This window comes from Nocardia niigatensis NBRC 100131 (genome assembly GCF_000308655.1).
In the GTDB taxonomy this organism is placed as follows: domain Bacteria; phylum Actinomycetota; class Actinomycetes; order Mycobacteriales; family Mycobacteriaceae; genus Nocardia; species Nocardia niigatensis.
This window is the reverse complement of the sequence record NZ_BAGC01000006.1, coordinates 54,799-75,343: the sequence shown is the minus strand read 5'-3', so window position 1 is coordinate 75,343 and position 20,545 is coordinate 54,799. Positions and strand designations below refer to the sequence as shown.

Sequence of the window (20,545 nt, the reverse complement as noted above, 5' to 3'; positions counted from 1 at the left end):
CAGACCACCGGCCGCCGCGCCGCGCTGGGGCAGGCCACCGTCGCGCGGCGCTAGGCCGTCGCGCTTCGGCAGACCCGGGGCGTCCGCATCCTGACCGGCGGCGAGGCCATTGGCCCCGTCCCGCTGCGGCGCGGCACCACGCTGCGGCAGACCCCTGGCCCGGAGCACCGGACCACGCTGCGGCGGAGCGCCATTGGCGCCCGGCTCCCGGCGCGGCAGACCACCCGCGGCCGAATCGCGCGGCGGCAGACCACCGGCGGCCGAGTCACGCTGCGGCAGACCACCGGCAGCGGAATCACGCTGCGGCAGACCACCCGCGGCGGGATCACGACGGGTCGGACCCGAATCACGCTGCGGCGCACCATTGCTGCCCGCGTCGCGCTGCGTCGCTCCACCTCCCAGCGCTTGGCCCGGCGCGGGACGCGGCGGCTGGCCGAGGCCGGCCTCGCGACCCGGTGCACCATTGGTGCCCGGCTGACGCTGCGGCAGACCACCCGGCCCGGCCGGAGCCCCGCCCGGCGCCGAATCCCGCTGCGGCAGGCCGACGGAGGGATTGCGCTGCGGCATCGCGCCGGACTGACCCGGCTGCGGCAGACCGCCCTGGCCGGGACCACGCGGCGCGGCCCCCGGCTCACCCGGTCGCGGCGGCATGCCGCCCGGAGCACCCTGACGCTTGAGCATGTTGGCCGCGAGACCACCGCGCGGCTGCGACGGGGTTTCGCCGGTCTGGCCGCGCTGCGGCAGATTGGCTCCCGGCTGGGCCGACGGCGCGGACGGACCGTGCGCACCCGGATCACGCTGCGGTAGGCCGGCGGGCCTCGACCCGCCGGGGGGCGCGATCGTGTGCTTGACGGTGGGCCCGTTCACCCCGGGCTGACGAGTCGGCAGACCGCCCGGCACCTGGGCGCCCGGCTGCCGCGTCGGCAGTCCGGTCGAGGCGCTGGCCGCGGCCGGCGCGGGACCGGCCGGGGCGGCGCCCGGTGTGGAACCCGGCGGAGCCGGAATCGGCCCGCTCACACCCGGGTCCACGGTGACCATCACATTGCCGGTCGCCGTGCGGGTGACCGCGCGCATCTGCATGGAGGACGGCGCACCGGCCTGGTTGCCCGCACCCTGCGGCGCGGACGGCGCGGGAGCCGACGGCGGCTGCTGCCCCTGCTGCGGCGGCACCGAGATCGGCCCGCCCGCCGAGACGATCAGCGGCTTGGGCACGTGCACGGTGACCGTCACACCCGGATCCCGGGCGATGTCGAAGGTCGGGCGCAGCCGCACGGTCAGGCCGTGACGCTCGGCCAGACGGCCGACCACGAACAGACCCATGTGGCGGGCGGTGTCCGGACCGACCTCGGCCACGGCCTCCAGTCGCCGGTTGATCTCGGCCATCTCGGCCGGGGGCATACCGATACCGCGGTCGGCGACCTCGATCAGCAGACCCTGATCGTGCGCCTGCGCGAAGGTGAACTTGACGTCGGTCTCCGGCGGAGAGGCGCGCAGCGCGTTGTCCAGGAGCTCGGCGAACAGGTGCGCGAGGTCGGACGCGGCGGGCTCGACCAGCGAACCACGCGGGGTGGCGCCCAGCTTGACGCGTTCGTAGTCCTCGACCTCGGAGATGGCGGCACGCAGCACGTCCGCGATCTCGACGGGCGCGGACTTGGTCCGGCGCTGCTTGGTGCCGGCCAGAATCAGCAGGTTGTCGCCGTTTCGCCGCATGCGGGCGGCGAGGTGGTCGAGACGGAAGAGGTTCTCGAGCAGGCGCGGGTCCTTCTCGTCGTACTCCATCGCCTCGATGAGCGAGAGCTGATGGTCGACAAGAGACTTGGAGCGGCGGGCCAGGGTCTCGAACATGTCGTTGACCTGGGTACGCATGGCGGCCTGATCGGCGGCCAGACGCAGCGCCTGACCGTGGATGTCGTCGACCGCGCGGGCCAGCTGGCCGATCTCCTCGTCGGTGTGCACCGGCATCGGTTCCAGCGGAACGTCATCCGGGTCGGCACCGTCACGCAGCGACGAGACTTCCTGGCCGAGGTCGTATTCGGCGACGCGCAGGGCGGCCAGGCGCAGACGGCGCAGCGGGACGATCATCGCGCGCGCGATCAGCACGGCCAGCGCCAGGGCGCCGAGGATGGTGGCGATCACGATGATCGAGTAGCGGATGGCGCCCGAACGGGCCGCCGCCGCCAGATCGTCCACCCGGGACACGATGTCCTTGGTGGCCGCGGTCGCGATGGACTGATAGCCGTTGATGCTGGCGACCAGCGAGTCCTTCAGCTCGGCGACGGGCAGCTGCCCGGCCAGCGCCTGCGGGCCGTTGACCAGCTGCACACGGGTGTCGGCCTGCCGATCGAGCTCCGCGATGGTGGCGTCGCCGTCCGAGAAGCGGTGCGCGAGCACGGCCAGCATCTGCCGCTCGGTGTTGACGCCGATCTGGATGTCCTTGAGGCCATCCTTCGGGTTGTTGCGTAGCGCCTCGGCCATACCCGCGACCTCGTTGAACAGCATCCAACGGGTGTTGAGCGAGTCGACCAGGCGCAGCTTGGACTGGTCCACGTTCTTGTCGGCGACGCTGGACACGATGTTCTCCACCGTGCGCACGCTGTCGCCACGAATCCGCTCGACCTGGGTGACGGTGTCGGGAATCGACTTCGACGGCGCCAGGCCCTGAGCCCGGATCGCCTTGGCGCCCACGATCATCTCGTCCAGCGCCGAACGAGCACTGGGCATATCGCTCAACCGCTGGGCGGCCTTCTCGGCGAACGCGATGGCGGTGTCCAACTGCGCGAGTTCCGGATCGGAGGTCAGCGACTGGGTCGGGCCCAGCATGATCATCTGACCACTGGCGACCTGCGCCGCATCGGCACTGAGACCGGTGATCGCCGGGATGACCCCAACGTGATCGGTCGCCGCCGAGAGCCGGCTGGAGTCGGCGAATTCCGCCGAGATCCTCGACGCTCCCAGCACAACGGCGACCAACAGCGGCACGGCGAGCACCGCCGTCACCTTCCATCGCAGGTCCCAGTTGCTCAGCGCCCAGCGCTTATTGCTGCCGGACCTAGCGGCGTCACGCATCTCCCACTCACTTTCCAAACTGGCCCCAGCCACGCGCCATCAGCGAGCCTCCGCGATCGCACGCTGGGCTCGACTGGCACAGCTGGCCGAGAACTGCGGCTGGCCGAGAAATTGCGTCCATGACGGCCGAAATATGTGACATGCGATTCTAACGGATCAATAACTTCTTGTGTGACCTCTTGGCAACCACCGGTCCCTGACCAGCCGTTTGCAGGCAAAATCAAAGGTCGCGGCGCCCGCCCGGACGTCGCGTGAAGTCTGCCACAATCAGCTGGATCTATCGAGGCGGGCATCTCAGCGCATCTCAAGGACACATGGCGGAGCTAGGGAGTCACCGGGTTGAACGCGAAGCAGGAGTACCGACCGGCGTATCAGCTGAGCCTGGTCGATCCCTCGGAGTTCTGGCGCGACGCGGCCGAATCCATCAGCTGGGAGGTGCCTCCCACTCAGATTCTCGATACCGCGGCCCGTCCGACGGCGCGCTGGTTTCCCGACGCTCGCCTCAACACCTCCTACAATGCCCTCGATCGGCATGTGCGCGAGATCACAACCACAGACGGCCCGACCGGCGGTCAGGTGGGGGGTCGCGCTGAACAACCGGCCCTAATATACGACTCGGCTATGACCGGGTCCAGGCGGATCTACACCTATCGAGAGCTGCTCGACGAAGTCGCCCGATTTGCCGGATCCATGCTCCGACTGGGCGTCAAGACCGGTGACCGTGTCGTCATATATATGCCGATGATTCCCGAGGCCGTGGTCGCCATGCTCGCCTGCGCCCGCATCGGCGCGGTGCACTCGGTGGTCTTCGGCGGATTCGCCGCCCACGAACTCGCGGCCCGCATCGACGACGCCGAACCTGTGCTCATTATCACTGCCTCGGGCGGGCTGGAACCCGGTCGCCGCATCGAATACCCGCCGATCGTGCTGGCTGCCCTCGACCTCGCGGACACCACCGCGCCCCGCACGGTCCTGGTCAAGCAGCGGGACGGCTTCCCCACCATTCGCTTTCCCGCCGAGCAGGCCGCCACCGACCATCTGCCCGCCTCCTCGGACACCGTCGCCGCCCGCTGGCTGGACTGGGACGAAGCGCTGGCCGGGGCCGAACCCGCCGATCCGGTCTCGGTCGCCGCGACCGATCCGCTCTATATCCTCTACACCTCCGGAACCACCGGAAAGCCCAAGGGCGTGGTGCGCGACAACGGCGGTCACGCGGTCGCGCTGGCCTGGTCCATGCGCAATATCTACGACGTCGGCCCCGGACAGACCATGCTCACCACCTCCGACATCGGCTGGGTGGTCGGGCACTCCTACATCGTCTACGCGCCGCTGCTGGTCGGGGCGACGACCATCCTCTACGAGGGCAAGCCGATCGGGACCCCGGACGCCGGGACCTTCTGGCGGCTGGTCGACGAGTACCAGGTGGATGTGATGTTCACCGCACCGACCGCGCTGCGGGCCATCCGCCGCGCCGACCCCGACGCCGCCATGGCGCATCAGCACGATCTGACCCGGCTGCGGGCGCTGTTCTGCGCCGGCGAGCGACTCGATCCCGCCACCTACGAGTGGGCGGTGGAGACCCTGCTCGCGGAGCGGCCCGACTGTCCGGTGGTGGACCACTGGTGGCAGACCGAGACCGGCTGGCCCATCTGCGCCAATCCGCTCGGGCTGCAGCAGCTTCCGATCAAGCCCGGTTCGGCCTCGGTGCCGGTGCCCGGGTACCGGCTGCGGGTGCTGGATTCCGAGGGCAATGCGGTCGCGCCCAATACCGAGGGGAACATCGTCATCGGGCTGCCGCTGCCGCCCGGCACGCTGACCACGCTGTGGCGCGACGACGCGCGCTACGAGCGCTCCTATCTCTCCGCCTATCCCGGCCACTATCTGACCGGGGACTCCGGCTTCTTCGACGAGGACGGGTACCTGTTCGTCCTGGGCCGCAGTGACGACGTCATCAATATGGCCGGGCACCGGCTCTCGGCGGGCGGCATCGAGGCGGCCATCTCCGGGCATCCGGCCGTGGCGGAGACCGCGGTGGTCGGCATTCCGGACGAGCTGAAGGGCCAGCGGCCCATCGGGTACGTGGTGCTCAAGACCGGCACCGACATCGAGTCCGAGCGGCTGCGCGCCGAGGTGATCGAGCGGGTGCGCGAGCGGGTCGGGGCCATCGCCACCCTCTACGACGTGGTCGCGGTGAGCGCGCTGCCCAAAACCCGCTCCGGAAAAATCCTGCGCCGCACCATGCGTCAGATCGCGGCGGGCGAATCCTTCGAGGTGCCGCCGACCATCGACGACGCGGCCATGCTGCCCACGCTGGAGAAGCAGATCCGCGACGCGGTGACGCTCATGGAGGACAAACAGCGCATCGCGGCCGCCGAGGCCGCCGCGGTCGCCACCACCCCGATCCACCGGGTCGGCCCGGCCGCCCTCGACGCGGGGGTGGATCCGGCCGCTCAGCCCGGGGATTCGGCCGTCTCAGGCTAGCCTCAGAGAGTTCTCATACTTCGCTCATCGGCCTCCCATGCGGGTGGTTTAGCGTCGGGCGGGCGCGGATCGCGGGATTCGCGCGCCACCCTTTCGCGGTGCCAGTCGAAAAGAAAGGTCGATGTATGAGCTTCGTCCGTAATCGCCGTGTCGGTGCGCTCTTCGGGGCCGGCGCGGTCGCCGCCGTGGCCCTCGCGCTCGCACCCGCCACCGCCTCCGCCTCGCCCGCGGATCTGGTTGCGCCGCTACTGAACTCGACCTGCTCCTTCGACCAGGTGGATGCCGCCCTGCACGACAAGGCCCCGGCCCTGGCCTCCTTCCTGGACCAGAACCCTGGCTACAAGTCCGAGTTGCGGGCCAAGTTCGCGCTGTCGCCGGAGCAGCGTCAGGCCGAACTCGACCAGTACCTGAAGGACAACCCGGACGCCGCCGACCAGGCCGCGTCCGACCCGCGTGCCGGTGGAATCGCCGCCTCGATCCAGCAGGTCGCCGACTCCTGCCACAACTACTGAGGTAGCGGCTGCCAGAATGGAACCCGTGGTCGAACGCGGTGAGGTACCCACTGTCCTGGTCGTCGACGACGACGAGGATGTTCTCGCATCGGTCGAGCGCGGGCTCCGGCTGTCGGGGTTCCGGGTGGTCATCGCCCGGGACGGCGCGGCGGCGCTGCGCAGTGTCAACGAATCCGCCCCCGATGCGGTCGTGCTCGATATGAACATGCCGGTGCTGGACGGCGCGGGGGTGGTGACCGCGCTGCGCGCCATGGGCAACGAGGTGCCGATCTGCGTGCTGTCGGCGCGCAGTTCGGTGGACGACCGGATCGCCGGACTGGAGTCGGGGGCCGACGACTATCTGGTGAAGCCGTTCGTGCTGGCCGAACTGGTGGCCCGAATCAAGGCGCTGTTGCGCCGGCGCAGCGACGTGCCCGGCTCCGCCATTCCCGGCGGGATCACCGTGGGCCCCTTGGAAGTCGATGTCGCCGGGTATCGGGCGCTGCTGCACGGCGCCGAGATCGATCTCACCAAAAGGGAATTCGAGCTGCTGTCCACCCTGGCCCGCAGCGCCGGCGTGGTGCTGAGCCGGGAACGGCTGCTGGAACTGGTGTGGGGCTACGACTTCGCGGCCGACACCAATGTGGTGGACGTCTTCGTCGGTTACCTGCGCCGCAAACTCGAGGTCGACGGCACCCCGCGCCTGCTGCACACCATCCGCGGCGTGGGATTCGTGCTGCGCGCACCCAAATGACGACGCCCGCAACCGATTCCGCGCCGCGTCGGCGGCGTCGCCACTCCTACTCGCTGCGCTTCCGGGTCGCGGCGGCCGCGGCGCTGGGCGCCACCATCATCGTGGCGGTGCTCAGCTGGGTGACCGTCACCGCCATCGAGCGCAACAATCTCAGTCAGGCCGATCAGCAGCTGGCGCTGACCTCGCGGATCGTGCTCATCGAACCGCAGCTCGCGGTGACCGTGCTCGACGTGCTCGGGCCCACCAATCAGCTGGCACTCACCGTGCGCAATTCCGACGGCTCCATGACCAGTACCTCGGTGCAGCTGCCCATTCTGTCGGAGGGCAATCACACGGTGACGGTGGCCGGCAATACCTACCGGGTGCTGACCACGACCGAGAACCAGCCCGCGGGACGCGTTGTCTCCCTCGGCATTCCGACCACGGAGACCGAGCACGCCACCACTGAGCAGCGGCGGTTCGTGTTCTTCGCGGCCCTGGCGGCGGTGGCCGCGGCCGCCGGGCTGGGCTGGCTGTTCGGCGGCCGCGCGGTGCGGCCGATCGTCCGGCTCACCAAGGCGGTCGATCAGCGCGACCCCACCGGCGGCCCGAATGCCCCACTGCCCGTGGACGGTTCGGGGGTCAAGGAGGCCGACAAGCTGGGCGAGGCGGTGACCACCATGCTGGAGCGGCTGGATCGGGCCCAGGCCGAGATCGCCGCGGCCCTGGAGACCGCGCGCGACTTCGCCGCGGTGTCCGCGCACGAGCTGCGCACCCCGCTCACCGCCATGCGCACCGATCTGGAGGTGCTGCGCACCCTCGACCTCAGCGAGGAGCAGCGCCGGGAGATCCTGGGCGACCTGCAGCGCGGCCAGAACCGGGTGGAGACCACCCTCGCGGCGCTGGAACGGCTCGCCGCCGGCGACCTCACCAATGAACGCGATCACGTGGTCACCGATGTGGCCGAGCTCTGCGACGCCGCCGCGCACGATGCCATGCGGCACTTCCCGCAGCTGAAGGTGCGCATCGACACCGACGCCGAGCTCGTCACCCGGGGCCTGCCGACCGGCTTGCGGCTGGCCGTGGACAACGCGCTCACCAATTCGGCGCGGCACGGCGGGGCCACCGAGGCGCTGGTGTCGGCACACCGGGCGCCGAACGATCGCATCATCATCTCCATCGACGACAACGGACGCGGCCTGCCGACCGCGGAGCGCGGGGCGGTGTTCGAACGGTTCTTCCGGGGCAGCGGGGCCGCCAAGGGCGGATCCGGTCTGGGTTTGGCGCTGGTCGCACAGCAGGCACAATTGCACGGCGGCCGAGCCTATTTCGACGACGGCCTGCTGGGCGGGGTGCGCCTGGTGCTGGAGCTGCCGGATCGTGAGGCGCCGCTGCCGGGACCGCCGCCCCGCCGAGGCTGAACCAGCCTGTCTTTACCGAACTCTCAGACAACCATCAGAACCCGGGACAACCTGCCCCTCTACGGTCTGAATGGTGTTCGGAAAACGCGCCCGCTGGGTCCTGATCGTCCTGCTGCTCGCCGCCGCGGTCACCGCCGGCACGGTCGGCGTCCTCCGCCTGCGCTCCGCGCCCACCGCGGTCGCGCTCGTCAACAGCGATACCGGACCGCTGGGCGCGCGCATCGTGAAGGACCTGCAGGGCAGCGGAATCCGCCACTGGGATGTGGTCGACGAGGCGAGCACCAAGGACTACGCCGCGGTCATCACGCTGCCCACCGACCTCAGCGCCGATATCAACTCCCTGCTCACCGACAAGCCGAAGCGGGCGCAGGTCTCCGTCACCACGGCCGGCCGCGCCGACGCGAACCTGGTCAACGACGCGGTGACCGAGGTGACCAAGAAGATCAGCGCCGCCGGCCTGGACACGCTGTTCGCGACCATGAACACCGCCCGGCTGCAGGTGTCGCAGATCGCGGGCACCTCGCAGCTGCTCAGCGCGGGTGTGCAGGCGGCGGCGGACGGCGCGCAGCAGTTCTCGGGCGGCGCGGATCAGATGACAGCCTTCCTGAACGAGGCGAAATCCGGTGCGGGACAGCTGACCTCCGGGATCGACGCCCTGAACTCCACCCTGTCCGCGGCCACCACGCAGGCGAATCAGCTTGCCGCGGCGCTGGATTCGACGGGCGTCACCATGGGGCAGATCGCGCAGTCGGCGAACGCGCTCTCCACCGGGCTCGATCTGGTGGTGCCGCTGCTGCAGGCGCTGCCCTTCGCGAGTGATCCTCAGCTGGCGAATGTCATCACCCAGCTGCAGGGTCTGCAGCGTGTCGCGAATCAGGCCGATACCCAGCTGAGCGCCTTCGCCAATCTGACCGGCACACAAGCCACTCCGGATACCAAGGTCGGTCAGCTGCTGCGCGACGCGGCCGGCAGGCTGAACGACGCGAGCACGCAGCTGAATCAGGGAGCGTCGCTGGCACAGTCCATTCCGGCCATCGCCGATCAGGCGGGTACCCAGCTGGTTACGGCCGTGCAGGCGCTGACCGGTGGTGTGGCCCAATTGCAGGCCGTCACCAAAACATTGGGCAATCAGACCAATCAGGCCATCGGCGTGCTCCCACAGCTCGGTGTGCCGCAGCAGACGGCCATCGCGGCCGCACTGACCGACCCGGTGGACATCGTTCGAAAATAACGTTCGCAAACAATCAGCAACAATCGGCGATTCGCCCCGATAGACTGTGCCCGAATTGCTCTGATCGACCCGTTTCGGAAGCTCGACCGCTCTACCGCACCCTGGCTCCACCCAGCGCCCCGGTACCGGAGAGGAAGCGATCGTGAGCATGCTGATGGCCGCGCATGACATGTACGGCACGGTTCTCGCCCAGTTGGGCAATCCCACCGCGGAAACCCCGCCCATGGCGGACAAGATGATGAAGATGTTCCGCTATTTCACCTGGCTCACCCAGATGTCCGGGGTCGCGGCCATCACCTACGGCGGGGGGCGCTTCGCCTGGGAGAAGTGGGGTGGCGGCTCGGCCTCCCCGAAGATGGTCGCCAACGCCGTGCTCGGCGGCGCGACCGCCACGAGCGCCGGAACAATCATGAATGCCATCGTGGGTTAGCGATCCGGGAGACAATGCGGGGGCCATGCCCCCGCATTCCCCCTGGGGAGGAACCGATGACGTACGGCAACGATCCCTACTCGCAGCAGCCGCAACAGCCAGGATTCGGACAGCAGCCCGGCCTCGGACAGCAGCCACCGCCCTACGGGCAACAGCCACCACCAGGATTCGGGGACCAGCCGCACCCCGGCTACGGCCAGCCCATGGGCGGCTATCCGGGACAGCCCGGGGCCTACCCGCCCGGACCCGGCTACGGCGCGTATCCCCCGCCGCCCTATGCCAGTTGGGGCGCGCGAGTCGGGGCCTACCTCATCGACCGGTTGATCGTCGGCGTGCCGGCGGCCATCTTCTACGGCATCGGCTTCGCCGTCGGGTCCAAGGACATGAACTGCACCACCGACTCGTCCGACACCTCCTACAGCACGTCCTGCTCGGGCGGACTGTCGGCGGGCGGGCTCGTCCTGGTGCTGATCGGCGCGGCCATCGCCGTCATCGGCGGCCTGTACCTCATCTATATGGAGGGCACCACCGGCCAGACGCCCGGTAGGAAACTGCTGGGCATCAAGCTGATCCGCGAGGCCGACGGACAGACCCTGGGCTTCGGCATGGCCTTCGTGCGCCAGATCTGCCATATCGTCGACACCCTCCCCTGCTACCTCGGCTGGCTCTGGCCGATCTGGGACGCGAAGAGGCAGACCTTCGCCGACAAGATCATGAGCAGCATCGTCGTGAAGGTGTGAGCTCCCGCGATGACGAACGTGCCCGCCACGCTGAAAAGCGTGGCGGGCACGTGTCTTTCGTCGACCGGAGGTCGTCAGTTCACGACGTCGAGCAGGTCGATGATGAAGACGAGGGTCTTGCCCGACAGGTGGTGGCCGCCGGCTTCGCCGTAGGCCAGCTTCGGCGGGATGGTCAGCTGGCGGCGGCCGCCCACCTTCATGCCCGGGATGCCGTCCTGCCAGCCCTGGATCAGGCCACGCAGCGGGAAGACGATCGACTCGCCACGGTCCCAGGAGGCGTCGAACTGCTCGCCGGAGTCGTACTCGACGCCCACGTAGTGGACATCGACGGTGTCGCCGGGCTTGGCTTCGGCGCCCTCACCGACGACGAGATCCTTGATCACGAGCTCTGCGGGGGCGGGACCGTCCTGGAATTCGATTTCCGGCTTGCTGCTCATGGGCTGTCCTCTTCGGTAGATCGGGATCGGGTCTCGATCACCTTATGCCCCGCGCATTCCCCCGCCCGCACTGGAGGCGAAAATGTCCCGGTGGCCGAAGTGATCGATATCGACGACCCGGACGATCCGCGGGTCGCCGAATTCCGCGACCTCAACAATGCCGATCGGCGCCCCGACCTGCCCGGTGGCAAGGGATTGGTGATTGCCGAGGGCGTTGTCGTCGTGCAGCGGATGCTGGCCTCGCGATTCATGCCCTTCGCATTGTTCGGTGTCGCGAAGCGATACGAACAGCTCGCGGAAGAGCTCGCCGGAGTCGAAATTCCGTATTACCGGACCAGCGCCGACGTGATGGCGCAGGTCGTCGGATTTCATTTGAATCGAGGCGTGCTGGCGGGCGCATATCGGCCACGCGAACTCACCGCCGCCGAGGTGCTCGCCGACGCGCGGACGGTGGCGGTCCTGGAGGGCGTGAACGACCACGAGAACATCGGGTCGATCTTCCGCAATGCCGCCGGGCTGGGCGCGGACGCCGTGCTCTTCGGCGACCGCTGCTCGGATCCGCTGTACCGGCGGGCCGTGCGCGTCTCCATGGGCCACGTGCTCCGGGTCCCGTTCGCCCAGCTGCCGCCCTTCCCCGCGGGCCTGGACCTGGTGCGCGACAACGGCTTCCAGATCATCGCCCTGACCCCGAATCCGAAGGCCGACACCCTCGCCACCGCCATGACCGGCGACAAGGTGGCGCTGCTGCTCGGCGCGGAGGGCCCCGGCCTCACCGAGGAGACCATGCGGGCCAGCGACATTCGTGCCCGCATCCCCATGACTCCGGGCACCGATTCGCTTAATGTGGCGACCGCAGCCGCCATGGCCTTCTACGAGAGAGTGCGTGCCCAGTGAGCCATCCGCCCGACGGACCGTATGGATACGGCTATTCCGAGCCGACCCCGTGGGCCAGCGGCATCGCCGTGGTCGTCATGGTGGCGGCGCTGACCGCGGTGGGCGTCTACGCCTTCGGCGCCGCGCTGGCCCAGGTCCATCCGGTGCTGTCGGTGGTGGTCAATCTGATCGCGGTGGGCGGGGCCGCGCCGACCGCCTGGCGCTGGCGCTACGCCCCGGTGACCCGCTGGGTGATCGCGGGCCTGGGCGCCGGCGTGCTGCTGGCCTGGCTGGGCCTGCTGCTGTTCTGAGTCAGGAGACCTGGTTCGCGGGCCGGGAGACCCGGTCGCCGCGCAGCCAGCTCAGCAGTCCGCGTTTGCTGCCGTTGTGCTCGATCGGCGGTTCCGGCACGGCCTCCACCAGCGGGGGCGCCTCACCCCTGGGGAACAGCGAGAAGCCGCACACCTCGATCTGATCGGCGGTCAGCGCCTGCTCCGCGTCTCGCCCGCGGTAGCGGAAGCCGAGCCACTGCTGATTGACGGCGTCGGCGAAGTCCGGCGGGTCGAAGGGCAGCAGCTGCGGGGCGGGCAGTTCGCCGGGCGCCAGCCGGATGGGATGCTCACCCGCCCAGTACGGCCGCTCCCACACCCGCGGCATGCCCTCGTCCTCGAGGATATTGACCCGGGTGGCACTGAAGGAGCGGCGGAATTCGCCGCGCTCCCAATAGGCGAACGCACCCCAGCCCAGCGACAGGTCGTAGGCGATCAGGTACGTGCGCTCGGAGGCGAGCGGTCGTACCAGCAGCTCCGGCAGTGTGGTGGGGCGCGGCAGCGCGGCCTGCGCGGAGCAGATGACCGTGACGCCGGGATAGCAGCCGATATAGACGGATTCGGGATCCGGCCCCGCCCACACCTTCATGGTGCCCGAGGCGGCGGGCACCACGTCACGGTCCGAGTTGAGCTGTTTGGCGAGCGCGAACGCGGCATCCGGGTCGGGCCCAGGATGGGCGCGCAGCACGGCCATCGGATCGGAAGCGTCGACGTACCACAGGGATGAGACCGTTGACGGCATCGACGTCACCTCCCCTCAGTCGCTGCACACAGGCTGGTTACTTTAGAGCAACACACGGCGGCCGACCGTCGGCGTCGACGTGGATCGGCCCGGCCGGGACCGCCGACAGAATGAATCTACCCCCAGCGAACGCCGAAAGGTCGCTGTTGCCAACACCGTTTCGCGGCGCGTCGCAAAGCCGCTGACCCGAGCAGTCAGCAACCCTCTAGCATCCGAAAAAATCGAGTGGCCGAAATTAGTGGCCGGAGGACCGCACGCCTAGGAGTACGTCCTCCCAGGACGGCATCGGCGCCTTGCCGCCACGCTTGCGCCCCGCCTCCGCGGGCTTGCGATTCGGCTTCTGCGCGTTGGCCTTCGCGGCCGGCTGCGCGGGCGCGGGAGCCGGTTCCGCGGGCTCGGCCGCGGCGGCCGGAGCCGGAGCAGGCGCGGGGGCCGCCGGGAGCGCCGGAGCGGACTGCTCCTTCGCCGCCGGAGCCGGAGCGGGCGCCGGAGCCGCGGCGGTGGTCACCGGAACGGTGCCGTCGCCGACCGCGGCGCGCTGCTCGAAGTAGTCATCCACGTTCTGCTGCTTGGCGACTCGGGCCGGCGCGGACTCGTAGTCGGTCCGGTCTTCGCGCGGTGCGGGCGCGGGCGCCGGCGTCTCGTCCACCACGGGGTCGGTCTGGTCCGGGAGGATGGTCGCCAGGCCGCGCAGCGCGCGGCCGAAATCGGGGTCGATGAGATCCGAGGCCGGGTCATCGAGCGGCACCACCGAGCCGCCGTGCGCGTCGGGCTGGTAGCGCCAGTGCGCGGCGATCACCGAACGGCCCGCCTGCCACTGCAATTGGGCCACCCAGTAGCCCTTCTCGTCCTTCCAGGCGTCCCATTCGGCGACCTCGATATTGTGGCCGCGCTCGGCGAAGGCGGCCGACACGATCTCGATCAGGGTCTCGACGGCGGGACCGTCGTTGCGGACGGGGTGCGCCTTCTGCGCCAACTCGGCGGCCCGGGCGCGTTCCAGCAGAACGGGATACGCGAAACGCTCGACCCGCGACAGCGGCATACCCGACTCTTCGGTGACCTGCTCCACCGACGCACCGGCACGGATACGGGCCTGGATATCGCGAGGACGCATCGTGGCTTCCGTTTCGATCTCGATTTGGCCGAATCGGGCAAGATCTCCGCGGGCAGCGGCGCGCAGTTTATCGTCGGCGGCGAGCCGGTACTTCTGACCGCTCTCGGTATCGATGCACACGATGTGCGTGGAATCGGGCGTCAATCCGATTACTCGAAGTTCACGCACCGTTACCTCCTGTTCGCTGCGCAACTCACAGCTATAGCTAGGCTCGCGACACCGCCCACGCTCTGGAACAGTAGTGCACTTCTGTGAATCATGGGGCAAGACACGCGGCGCGGAAATCTGTTCCCAGACTTCCGCGCCGCATTAGTGTGAGCGATTCGCCTCAGCGGCGAAAGTGGTTTCACGGTCCCCCGAAGATCGTGAGAGAACCGTGAACCGGTGCTGTCCTTACTGCTCAGGCAAGCTTTTCCACAACCCAGTCGATGCAGCGGGTGAGCTGCGACACGTCGTCGGGGTCGATGGCCGGGAACATGCCGATGCGCAGCTGGTTACGGCCCAGCTTCCGGTACGGCTCGGTGTCCACGATGCCATTGGCGCGCAGCACCTTCGCCACCTGCGCGGCGTCCACGCTGTCGGCGAAGTCGATGGTGCCGACGACCTGCGAGCGCAGCGCCGGGTTCTGCACGAACGGCGTTGCGTACGCGCTGGTCTCGGCCCACGAGTACAGGCGCGAGGACGAGTCGGCGGTGCGCTTCACGGCCCAGTCCAGGCCGCCGTTGCCGTTCAGCCACTCGATCTGGTTGGCGAACAGCAACAGGGTGGCAAGCGCCGGGGTGTTGTAGGTCTGGTCCTTGGTGGAGTTGTCGATCGCGATCGGCAGCGAAAGGAATTCGGGAGTCCAGCGACCCGAGTTCTTGATTTCCTCCACCCGCTCGAGCGCCTTCGGGCTCATGAGCGCGATCCAGAGGCCACCGTCGGAGGCGAAGCACTTCTGCGGGGCGAAGTAGTACACGTCGGTGTCGGCGATGTTCACCGGCAGCCCGCCCGCGCCCGAGGTGGCGTCGATGGCGACCAGCGCGTGCTCGGAACCGGCCGGACGCGACACCGGGATGGCGACACCGGTCGAGGTCTCGTTGTGGGCCCAGCCGATGAGGTCGGCCGACGGGTCCGAGGTCGGCTCGGGGGCGTCGCCCGGCTCCGACTTCACCACGATCGGGTCACCGATGAACGGGTTGCCCTTGGCGACCGAGGCGAACTTCGAGGAGAACTCGCCGTTGCTCAGGTGCAGCGACTTCTCGCGGATCAGGCCGAAGGCGGCGGCGTCCCAGAACGCGGTGGTGCCACCGTTGCCCAGCACGACCTCGTAACCCTCGGGCAGCGAGAACAGGTCGCGCAGGCCGGAGCGCACCCGCGCCACCACGTCCTTGACCGGCTTCTGCCGGTGCGAGGTGCCGAACACCGAGGCGCCGGTATCCACCAGGGACTGCAGCTGCTCGGGGCGGACCTTGGAGGGGCCGCAACCGAACCGTCCGTCGGCGGGCTTGAGATCGTCGGGGATGGTCGGGAACGCAGAGGTCATGGCGACCAGGGTAGTGGGGCTATCACCCGCTCTCACGGCCGGGTCCGGTCGGAAAAAACATTCTCACGAGCGGGTTCGGCAAACCTCGCGTATCGCTGTGTCGGGCACCACAGAACCGTTACCGTGTACCGCCATGGACAAGGCCGCAGACGAGCGACCGGGTACCGCTGCCGACCAGCCGCCCGCCGCGCCCCACGACGCGCCCGCGCTTCCCGGGCGGGAGCCGGGCCTGCCGGAGGCCGCGCCGCGCCCGCGCCCGGGGCTGCTCGCCCGGCTGTCCTCGCAATTCGGTTCCCGCGGCCTGACCCGCCGCGGCCCCGCCCTGGACGACGCCGCACGCCGCGCACTTCTCCTGCACGGCGTGGAGGGCACCGCGACCGTCCTCGGCGTCCACGCCGACGACGCGGCCGAGACCGGGCAGGAGTTCTGGGTGCGCGTGCAGCTCGCGGATCGGCACGCCTACGAGACGCGGGTCCGCCAGCGTGTGAACACCGCCGACCGCGAGTTGATGCAGGCCGGTGACGTGGTGTGCTGCCGGGTCGATCCGGGCGATGACCAGCGGGTGGTGCTGTATCAGCCCGCGCCCGAGCAGACTTCGCGCACCAATATCGCCAAGATCCTGGCCGACGGCCGCCGCGCCCGCGCCACCGTGCTGGCCGCCGCGCCGGTGGCGGCCGACTACACGGGCCGCGACGATCCGGTGCTGCGGCTGGATCTGGAGCTGCACGCCTGGGACGAGCCCGGCCCGTGGCGGGTCCGCGTGGTCCAGCCGGTTCCGCTGTCCGGCCTGGAGCTGGTGGATCTGGGCCGGCAGCTGGAGGTCGCCTTCTTCACCGTCGACCGCGGTGAGTCCGTCGCCGTCGACTGGGCCGCCTCCCGCCCCGGCTGAGCGCCCGGGCGGGGCCGAAACCCTAAGGCAGATGCACGAATTCGAAGCCGTTGGCCTTCAGCGCGGGCAACGCGGCGAGCATGCCCGCGCCCGTCCCGGACTTGGGGCGGTGCATGTGGGCCAGTGAGATGCCGCCGGTCTTGGCGGTCATCATGTTGGACTGGACCACGCTGGAGGCTGCCGTCGCGCCGTAGTCGGCGTTGATGGAGAAGCCGACCGGGGTCTCGCCCAGATCCTTGACGATCGACACGGCCACATTGTCGTAATGCGCGGTGCCGGTGCGGAAGAAGCGGGGTGCGTGACCGGTCAGCGCGATGATGCGCTGGTGGTTGCCCCACACCTCGTCGACCGCGGCCTGCGCGGACACGGTGCCATTGATCTCGTAGGCGGCGCGGCCGGTCACCGACAGCGGGCAGTGCGCGGTGCCGTGATTGCCGATCTCGAAGAGCGGGTTGGCGGCGAGCTTGCCCGCGCGATCCGGGTTGGCGTCGATCCAGCGCTTGTTCAGGAACAGGGTGGCCGGGATCTGCTGGGCCTGCAGCAGGGCCAGCAGGTTCTCGTCGATGTCGTTGTTGCCGGGACCGCCGCAGGCGTCGAAGGTGATCGCGAACTGCTTGCCGGTGGCATTGAATCCGGTCACGATGCCGTCCAGATCCATGCCCCAGCCCTGCGGTTGCCGACCGGCGTACTTCGCGGCCACGGCATCGGGCGACACGGTGGAGACGGGTAGCCGCGCGGGCGCGGTGGCCGGATCGGCCCCGGCGCGCGGGTCGAGGATGCGGTCGGACGAATTGCCGTTCGCCACACCGCATCCGGCGGTGACGAGGCCCGCGGCGAGCGCCGCGCCGGCGGCGAAGAAGCCGCGCCTGGACAGTCCTGCGTCGAGCACCGGTGCAGGTTATGTGAATTCGGTCGCAGTAGCCAGAACCGCGCGCAGGTTTCTTGTAATCGTCGTGCTCCGGCAACCGGATCGCAATCATTGTTCGGTAGCGCGTAATCCATTGTTCGAACGCAGGATTCGCCGCCCCCACACCTCATGAGGCCGCGCTGACCGGGCGAGATCGATTTCCAGTTCATCCCGGAGGCCCGATTGCCCCAGACTGTAGCCTGCCCGACCGAAACAATCCCTTTGCAAGGAAGCGCATTGACATACCCCAACAACCCGTACCCGCAGCAGCAGCCCGGTTACGGATATCCGCCCGCCGACCAGCCGGCCCCCGGCTACGGCGCGCCCCAGCCCGGCTACGGTGCGCCGCAACCCGGTTACGGGGCGCCCCAGTCGCCCTATGACGCAGCGCAGCCCGGCTATGGCGCACCGCAACCGGCGTACGGCGCGCCCCAGCCCGGTTTCGAGGCCGCACCGGCCTACGGCGCACCGCAGCCCGCCTACGGCGCGCCCCAACCCGCTTATGGCGCACCGCAACCCGCCTATGGCGCTCCCCAGCCCGGCTACGCTCCGTTCGGGGGGTACGGGGCACAGTACGCGAGCTGGGGCGCACGAGTCGGGGCCTATCTGGTCGACGCGCTGATCACCGCCGTGCCCGCCTGGATCCTGAACCTCCTGGCCGGCACCGCGGGCACCAGTAAGCCGACCTGCAGTGTCACCCCGGGCACGTACCACACCTACTGCAGCGGCGGCGGTTACAACGCGCTGGGCTGGATCTGCCTGCTGCTGGCCATCGTGGTCGGCATCGGCGGCACGCTGTTCCTGGCCTACATGGAGGGCACCACGGGCCAGACCCCGGGCAAGAAGGTGGCCGGCATCAAGCTGATCCGCGAGGCCACCGGGCAGCCGGTCGGCATGGGCCTGGCCTTTGGCCGGCGCCTGCTGCACATCATCGACGCCATCCCCTGCTACCTCGGCTTCCTGTGGCCGCTGTGGGACGACAAGAAGCAGACCTTCGCCGACAAGGCGGTGGGCACCATCGTCGTCAAGGCGTGAGCCTGAGCGCGTAAAGCAATGGCCCGCAGCGATTTTCGCTGCGGGCCATTGCTTTTCGAGCGGTTTACCGGTGCGACACCAGATCCCAGCCCGGGACGGCGTCCGGCTTGCGCGGGGACGGGCCGGTGTAGATGGCGGCCGGGCGGACCAGCTTGCCCAGCTTCTTCTGCTCCAGGATGTGGGCGCACCACCCGGCGGTGCGGCCGCAGGTGAACATGGCGGGCATCATGTGCGCCGGGACCTCGGCGAAGTCCAGGATCACGGCGGCCCAGAACTCGACATTGGTCTCGATGGCCCGGTCGGGGCGGCGCTCGCGCAGTTCGGCCAGGGCGGCCTGCTCCAGGGCGGCGGCGACCTCGTAGCGCGGGGCGTCGAGGCGCTCGGCGGTGGCGCGCAGCACGCGGGCGCGGGGGTCCTCGGCCCGGTAGACGCGGTGGCCGAAGCCCATCAGCTTCTCCTTGCGGTCCAGGATGCCCTTGACCAGAGCACGTGCGTCGCCGGTCTTCTCGACCTCTTCGATCATGGGCAGCACGCGGGCCGGGGCGCCGCCGTGCAGCGGGCCGGACATGGCGCCGATGGCGCCGGACAGCGAGGCCGCCACGTCGGCGCCGGTGGAGGCGATGACGCGGGCGGTGAAGGTGGAGGCGTTCATGCCGTGCTCGGCGGCCGATACCCAGTAGGCGTCGATGGCCTCGGTGTGGCGCGGGTCCGGGTCACCCTTCCAGCGGGTCATGAACCGCTCGGTAATGGTGGTGCACTCGTCGATCTTCCGCTGCGAGACGGCGGGCTGGTAGATGCCGCGCGCCGACTGGGCGACGTAGGACAGGGCCATGACCGAGGCCCGGGCGAGGTTCTCGCGGGCGGTGTCGTCGTCGATGTCGAGCAGCGGCTCGTAACCCCAGATCGGGGCCAGCATGGCCAGGCCGGCCTGCACGTCGACGCGGACGTCGCCGGTGTGGATGGGCAGCGGGAACGGCTCGGCGGGCGGCAGGCCGCGGCCGAACTCGCCGTCGACCAGCAGGGCCCACACGTCACCGAAGGTGACCCGGTTGCCGACGAGGTCCTCGATGTCGACGCCGCGGTACCGGAGCGCGCCGCCGTCCTTGTCGGGTTCGGCGATATCGGTGGTGAAGGCCACCACTCCTTCGAGACCGCTCACGAAGCCGTCGGGGACGACCGAACCTGGAACCGCAGCGCTGGCAGTCATGTTGTGACTCTCCTTGCAAAGTCGGGCCACCCGATCTTTGGGCAGCCACGCCGATCACCTGGAGCTTAACCCTCGCATTACTCCGGAGTAACGTCTGCCCCATGGTTGACCAGGAGCAATTCGCCACATCCGACCTCGACCTCGCGGCCCTGCGTGTCGAGTACGGAGTCGATCAGGGCGACAACCACCCGGGCCCGGAAACCGACCTCGACGAGACCTGGCTGACCGAGGGCTGGGAGCCCTTGCTGCGCAATTGGATCGAGGACGCCACCAGCGCCGGTATGACCGATCCGAACGCCATGGTGCTGGGCACCGTCGAGATCACCGAAACCGGTCCGCGGCCCTCGTCGCGAACTGTCCTGTGCAAAGGGCTTTCTCCCGAAGGTGTGACTTTTTACACGAATTACGAGTCGTTCAAGGGCCGGCAGCTGACCCGAACCCCGTATGCCTCGGCCACTTTCGTGTGGCCCGCGATGGGCCGGCAGATCACCGTTCGCGGGCCGGTGCGGCGGGTGCCGGCCGAGGCCACCGAGGTGTACTGGCAGTCCCGGCCGCGCAGTTCCCGGCTGGGGGCGTGGGCCTCGGAGCAGTCGCGGCCCATCGCCTCGCGCGCCGAGCTGGACCGGCAGATGGACGCGACCGCGGCCAGATTCGCGGAGGTCGCCGACGTTCCCGTGCCGCCGTTCTGGGGTGGCTTCCAGATCCAGCCGGAGACCGTCGAGTTCTGGCAGGGCCGCCGCAGCCGCATGCACAACCGCATCCGGGTCACCGTCGAACCGGGCAACACCGATGTGTCGGCGATGAAAGTCGAACGCCTGCAACCCTGACCACCCTTTCGACCACCCGAAAGAGTTGGATATCTCACGTTCGAATGGTGGGATGATCGGCCCAAAA

19 protein-coding genes are annotated in these 20,545 nt (G+C 69.3%); 12 read left to right on the top strand and 7 right to left on the bottom strand.

What is annotated here, in order from left to right; translation table 11 throughout:
- A partial coding sequence (locus tag ON33_RS03840; protein ID WP_051151605.1) for an ATP-binding protein occupies positions 1–3,066 on the bottom strand: 3,066 nt, incomplete at its 3' end.
- Between the two features lie 339 nt (positions 3,067–3,405).
- Between ON33_RS03840 and ON33_RS03835 the strand changes: the two genes are divergently transcribed.
- From ON33_RS03835 to ON33_RS03805, 7 genes are all read left to right on the top strand, one after another.
- Entirely contained in the window at positions 3,406–5,547 is a 2,142-nt protein-coding gene (locus ON33_RS03835) for an AMP-binding protein (RefSeq protein WP_083868567.1), read from the top strand.
- A 125-nt stretch (positions 5,548–5,672) separates the two neighbouring features.
- The gene (locus tag ON33_RS03830; protein WP_040855090.1) at positions 5,673–6,059 is read left to right on the top strand and encodes a hemophore-related protein; all 387 of its coding nucleotides are present in this window, start codon (positions 5,673–5,675) and stop codon (positions 6,057–6,059) included.
- Between the two features lie 25 nt (positions 6,060–6,084).
- Positions 6,085–6,792 (top strand): response regulator transcription factor, encoded by a 708-nt coding sequence (locus tag ON33_RS03825; RefSeq protein WP_245550289.1) that lies wholly within the window; start codon positions 6,085–6,087, stop codon positions 6,790–6,792.
- Entirely contained in the window at positions 6,789–8,192 is a 1,404-nt protein-coding gene (locus ON33_RS03820; RefSeq protein WP_083868566.1) for a sensor histidine kinase, read from the top strand. The genes ON33_RS03825 and ON33_RS03820 overlap by 4 nt, the downstream gene beginning before the upstream one ends.
- Positions 8,193–8,265: 73 nt before the next feature.
- Positions 8,266–9,423: a YhgE/Pip domain-containing protein gene (locus ON33_RS03815; RefSeq protein WP_085996667.1), complete on the top strand. Its 1,158-nt coding sequence runs from the start codon at positions 8,266–8,268 to the stop codon at positions 9,421–9,423.
- 148 nt (positions 9,424–9,571) lie between these two features.
- Positions 9,572–9,853 carry a hypothetical protein gene (locus tag ON33_RS03810; protein ID WP_174391475.1) on the top strand — a complete coding sequence of 94 codons (282 nt, stop codon included), beginning with the start codon at positions 9,572–9,574 and terminating at the stop codon, positions 9,851–9,853.
- Between the two features lie 56 nt (positions 9,854–9,909).
- Positions 9,910–10,593: an RDD family protein gene (locus ON33_RS03805; RefSeq protein ID WP_040855080.1), complete on the top strand. Its 684-nt coding sequence runs from the start codon at positions 9,910–9,912 to the stop codon at positions 10,591–10,593.
- Positions 10,594–10,667: 74 nt separating this feature from the next.
- On the opposite strand, the gene ON33_RS03800 is transcribed toward ON33_RS03805, so the two are convergent.
- Positions 10,668–11,030: an FKBP-type peptidyl-prolyl cis-trans isomerase gene (locus tag ON33_RS03800; RefSeq protein WP_040855077.1), complete on the bottom strand. Its 363-nt coding sequence runs from the start codon at positions 11,028–11,030 to the stop codon at positions 10,668–10,670.
- A gap of 90 nt (positions 11,031–11,120) precedes the next feature.
- Between ON33_RS03800 and ON33_RS03795 the strand changes: the two genes are divergently transcribed.
- Positions 11,121–11,924, top strand: a complete 804-nt coding sequence (locus ON33_RS03795; RefSeq protein ID WP_040855072.1) for a TrmH family RNA methyltransferase — start codon at positions 11,121–11,123, stop codon at positions 11,922–11,924.
- Positions 11,921–12,214 carry a DUF2537 domain-containing protein gene (locus ON33_RS03790; RefSeq protein ID WP_281033186.1) on the top strand — a complete coding sequence of 98 codons (294 nt, stop codon included), beginning with the start codon at positions 11,921–11,923 and terminating at the stop codon, positions 12,212–12,214. The genes ON33_RS03795 and ON33_RS03790 overlap by 4 nt, the downstream gene beginning before the upstream one ends.
- A gap of 1 nt (position 12,215) precedes the next feature.
- Here ON33_RS03790 and ON33_RS03785 read toward each other — a convergent pair whose 3' ends face one another.
- The 3 genes from ON33_RS03785 to serC form a co-directional block, all read right to left on the bottom strand.
- The gene (locus tag ON33_RS03785; protein WP_040855068.1) at positions 12,216–12,974 is read right to left on the bottom strand and encodes a DUF6928 family protein; all 759 of its coding nucleotides are present in this window, start codon (positions 12,972–12,974) and stop codon (positions 12,216–12,218) included.
- 235 nt (positions 12,975–13,209) lie between these two features.
- A complete protein-coding gene (sepH, locus tag ON33_RS03780; RefSeq protein ID WP_040855065.1) occupies positions 13,210–14,256 on the bottom strand; it encodes a septation protein SepH in 1,047 nt (348 codons plus the stop codon).
- Positions 14,257–14,488: 232 nt separating this feature from the next.
- Entirely contained in the window at positions 14,489–15,613 is a 1,125-nt protein-coding gene (gene serC, locus ON33_RS03775) for a phosphoserine transaminase (RefSeq protein ID WP_040855061.1), read from the bottom strand.
- A gap of 133 nt (positions 15,614–15,746) precedes the next feature.
- Here serC and ON33_RS03770 point away from each other — a divergent pair, with 133 nt between their 5' ends.
- Positions 15,747–16,502: a hypothetical protein gene (locus ON33_RS03770; protein ID WP_245550288.1), complete on the top strand. Its 756-nt coding sequence runs from the start codon at positions 15,747–15,749 to the stop codon at positions 16,500–16,502.
- 22 nt (positions 16,503–16,524) lie between these two features.
- Here the strand turns inward: ON33_RS03770 and ON33_RS03765 are convergent, their stop codons facing one another.
- The gene (locus tag ON33_RS03765) at positions 16,525–17,391 is read right to left on the bottom strand and encodes a polysaccharide deacetylase family protein (protein ID WP_245550287.1); all 867 of its coding nucleotides are present in this window, start codon (positions 17,389–17,391) and stop codon (positions 16,525–16,527) included.
- A 255-nt stretch (positions 17,392–17,646) separates the two neighbouring features.
- Between ON33_RS03765 and ON33_RS43895 the strand changes: the two genes are divergently transcribed.
- Complete coding sequence (locus tag ON33_RS43895) at positions 17,647–18,444, top strand: RDD family protein (protein ID WP_040855059.1); 798 nt, start codon at positions 17,647–17,649, stop codon at positions 18,442–18,444.
- 64 nt (positions 18,445–18,508) lie between these two features.
- Here ON33_RS43895 and ON33_RS03755 read toward each other — a convergent pair whose 3' ends face one another.
- Positions 18,509–19,651, bottom strand: a complete 1,143-nt coding sequence (locus ON33_RS03755; RefSeq protein WP_040855057.1) for a citrate synthase 2 — start codon at positions 19,649–19,651, stop codon at positions 18,509–18,511.
- 101 nt (positions 19,652–19,752) lie between these two features.
- Here ON33_RS03755 and pdxH point away from each other — a divergent pair, with 101 nt between their 5' ends.
- Positions 19,753–20,478, top strand: coding sequence for a pyridoxamine 5'-phosphate oxidase (gene pdxH / locus ON33_RS03750; RefSeq protein ID WP_040855055.1), 726 nt, complete (start codon positions 19,753–19,755; stop codon positions 20,476–20,478).
- Positions 20,479–20,545 lie beyond the last annotated feature (67 nt).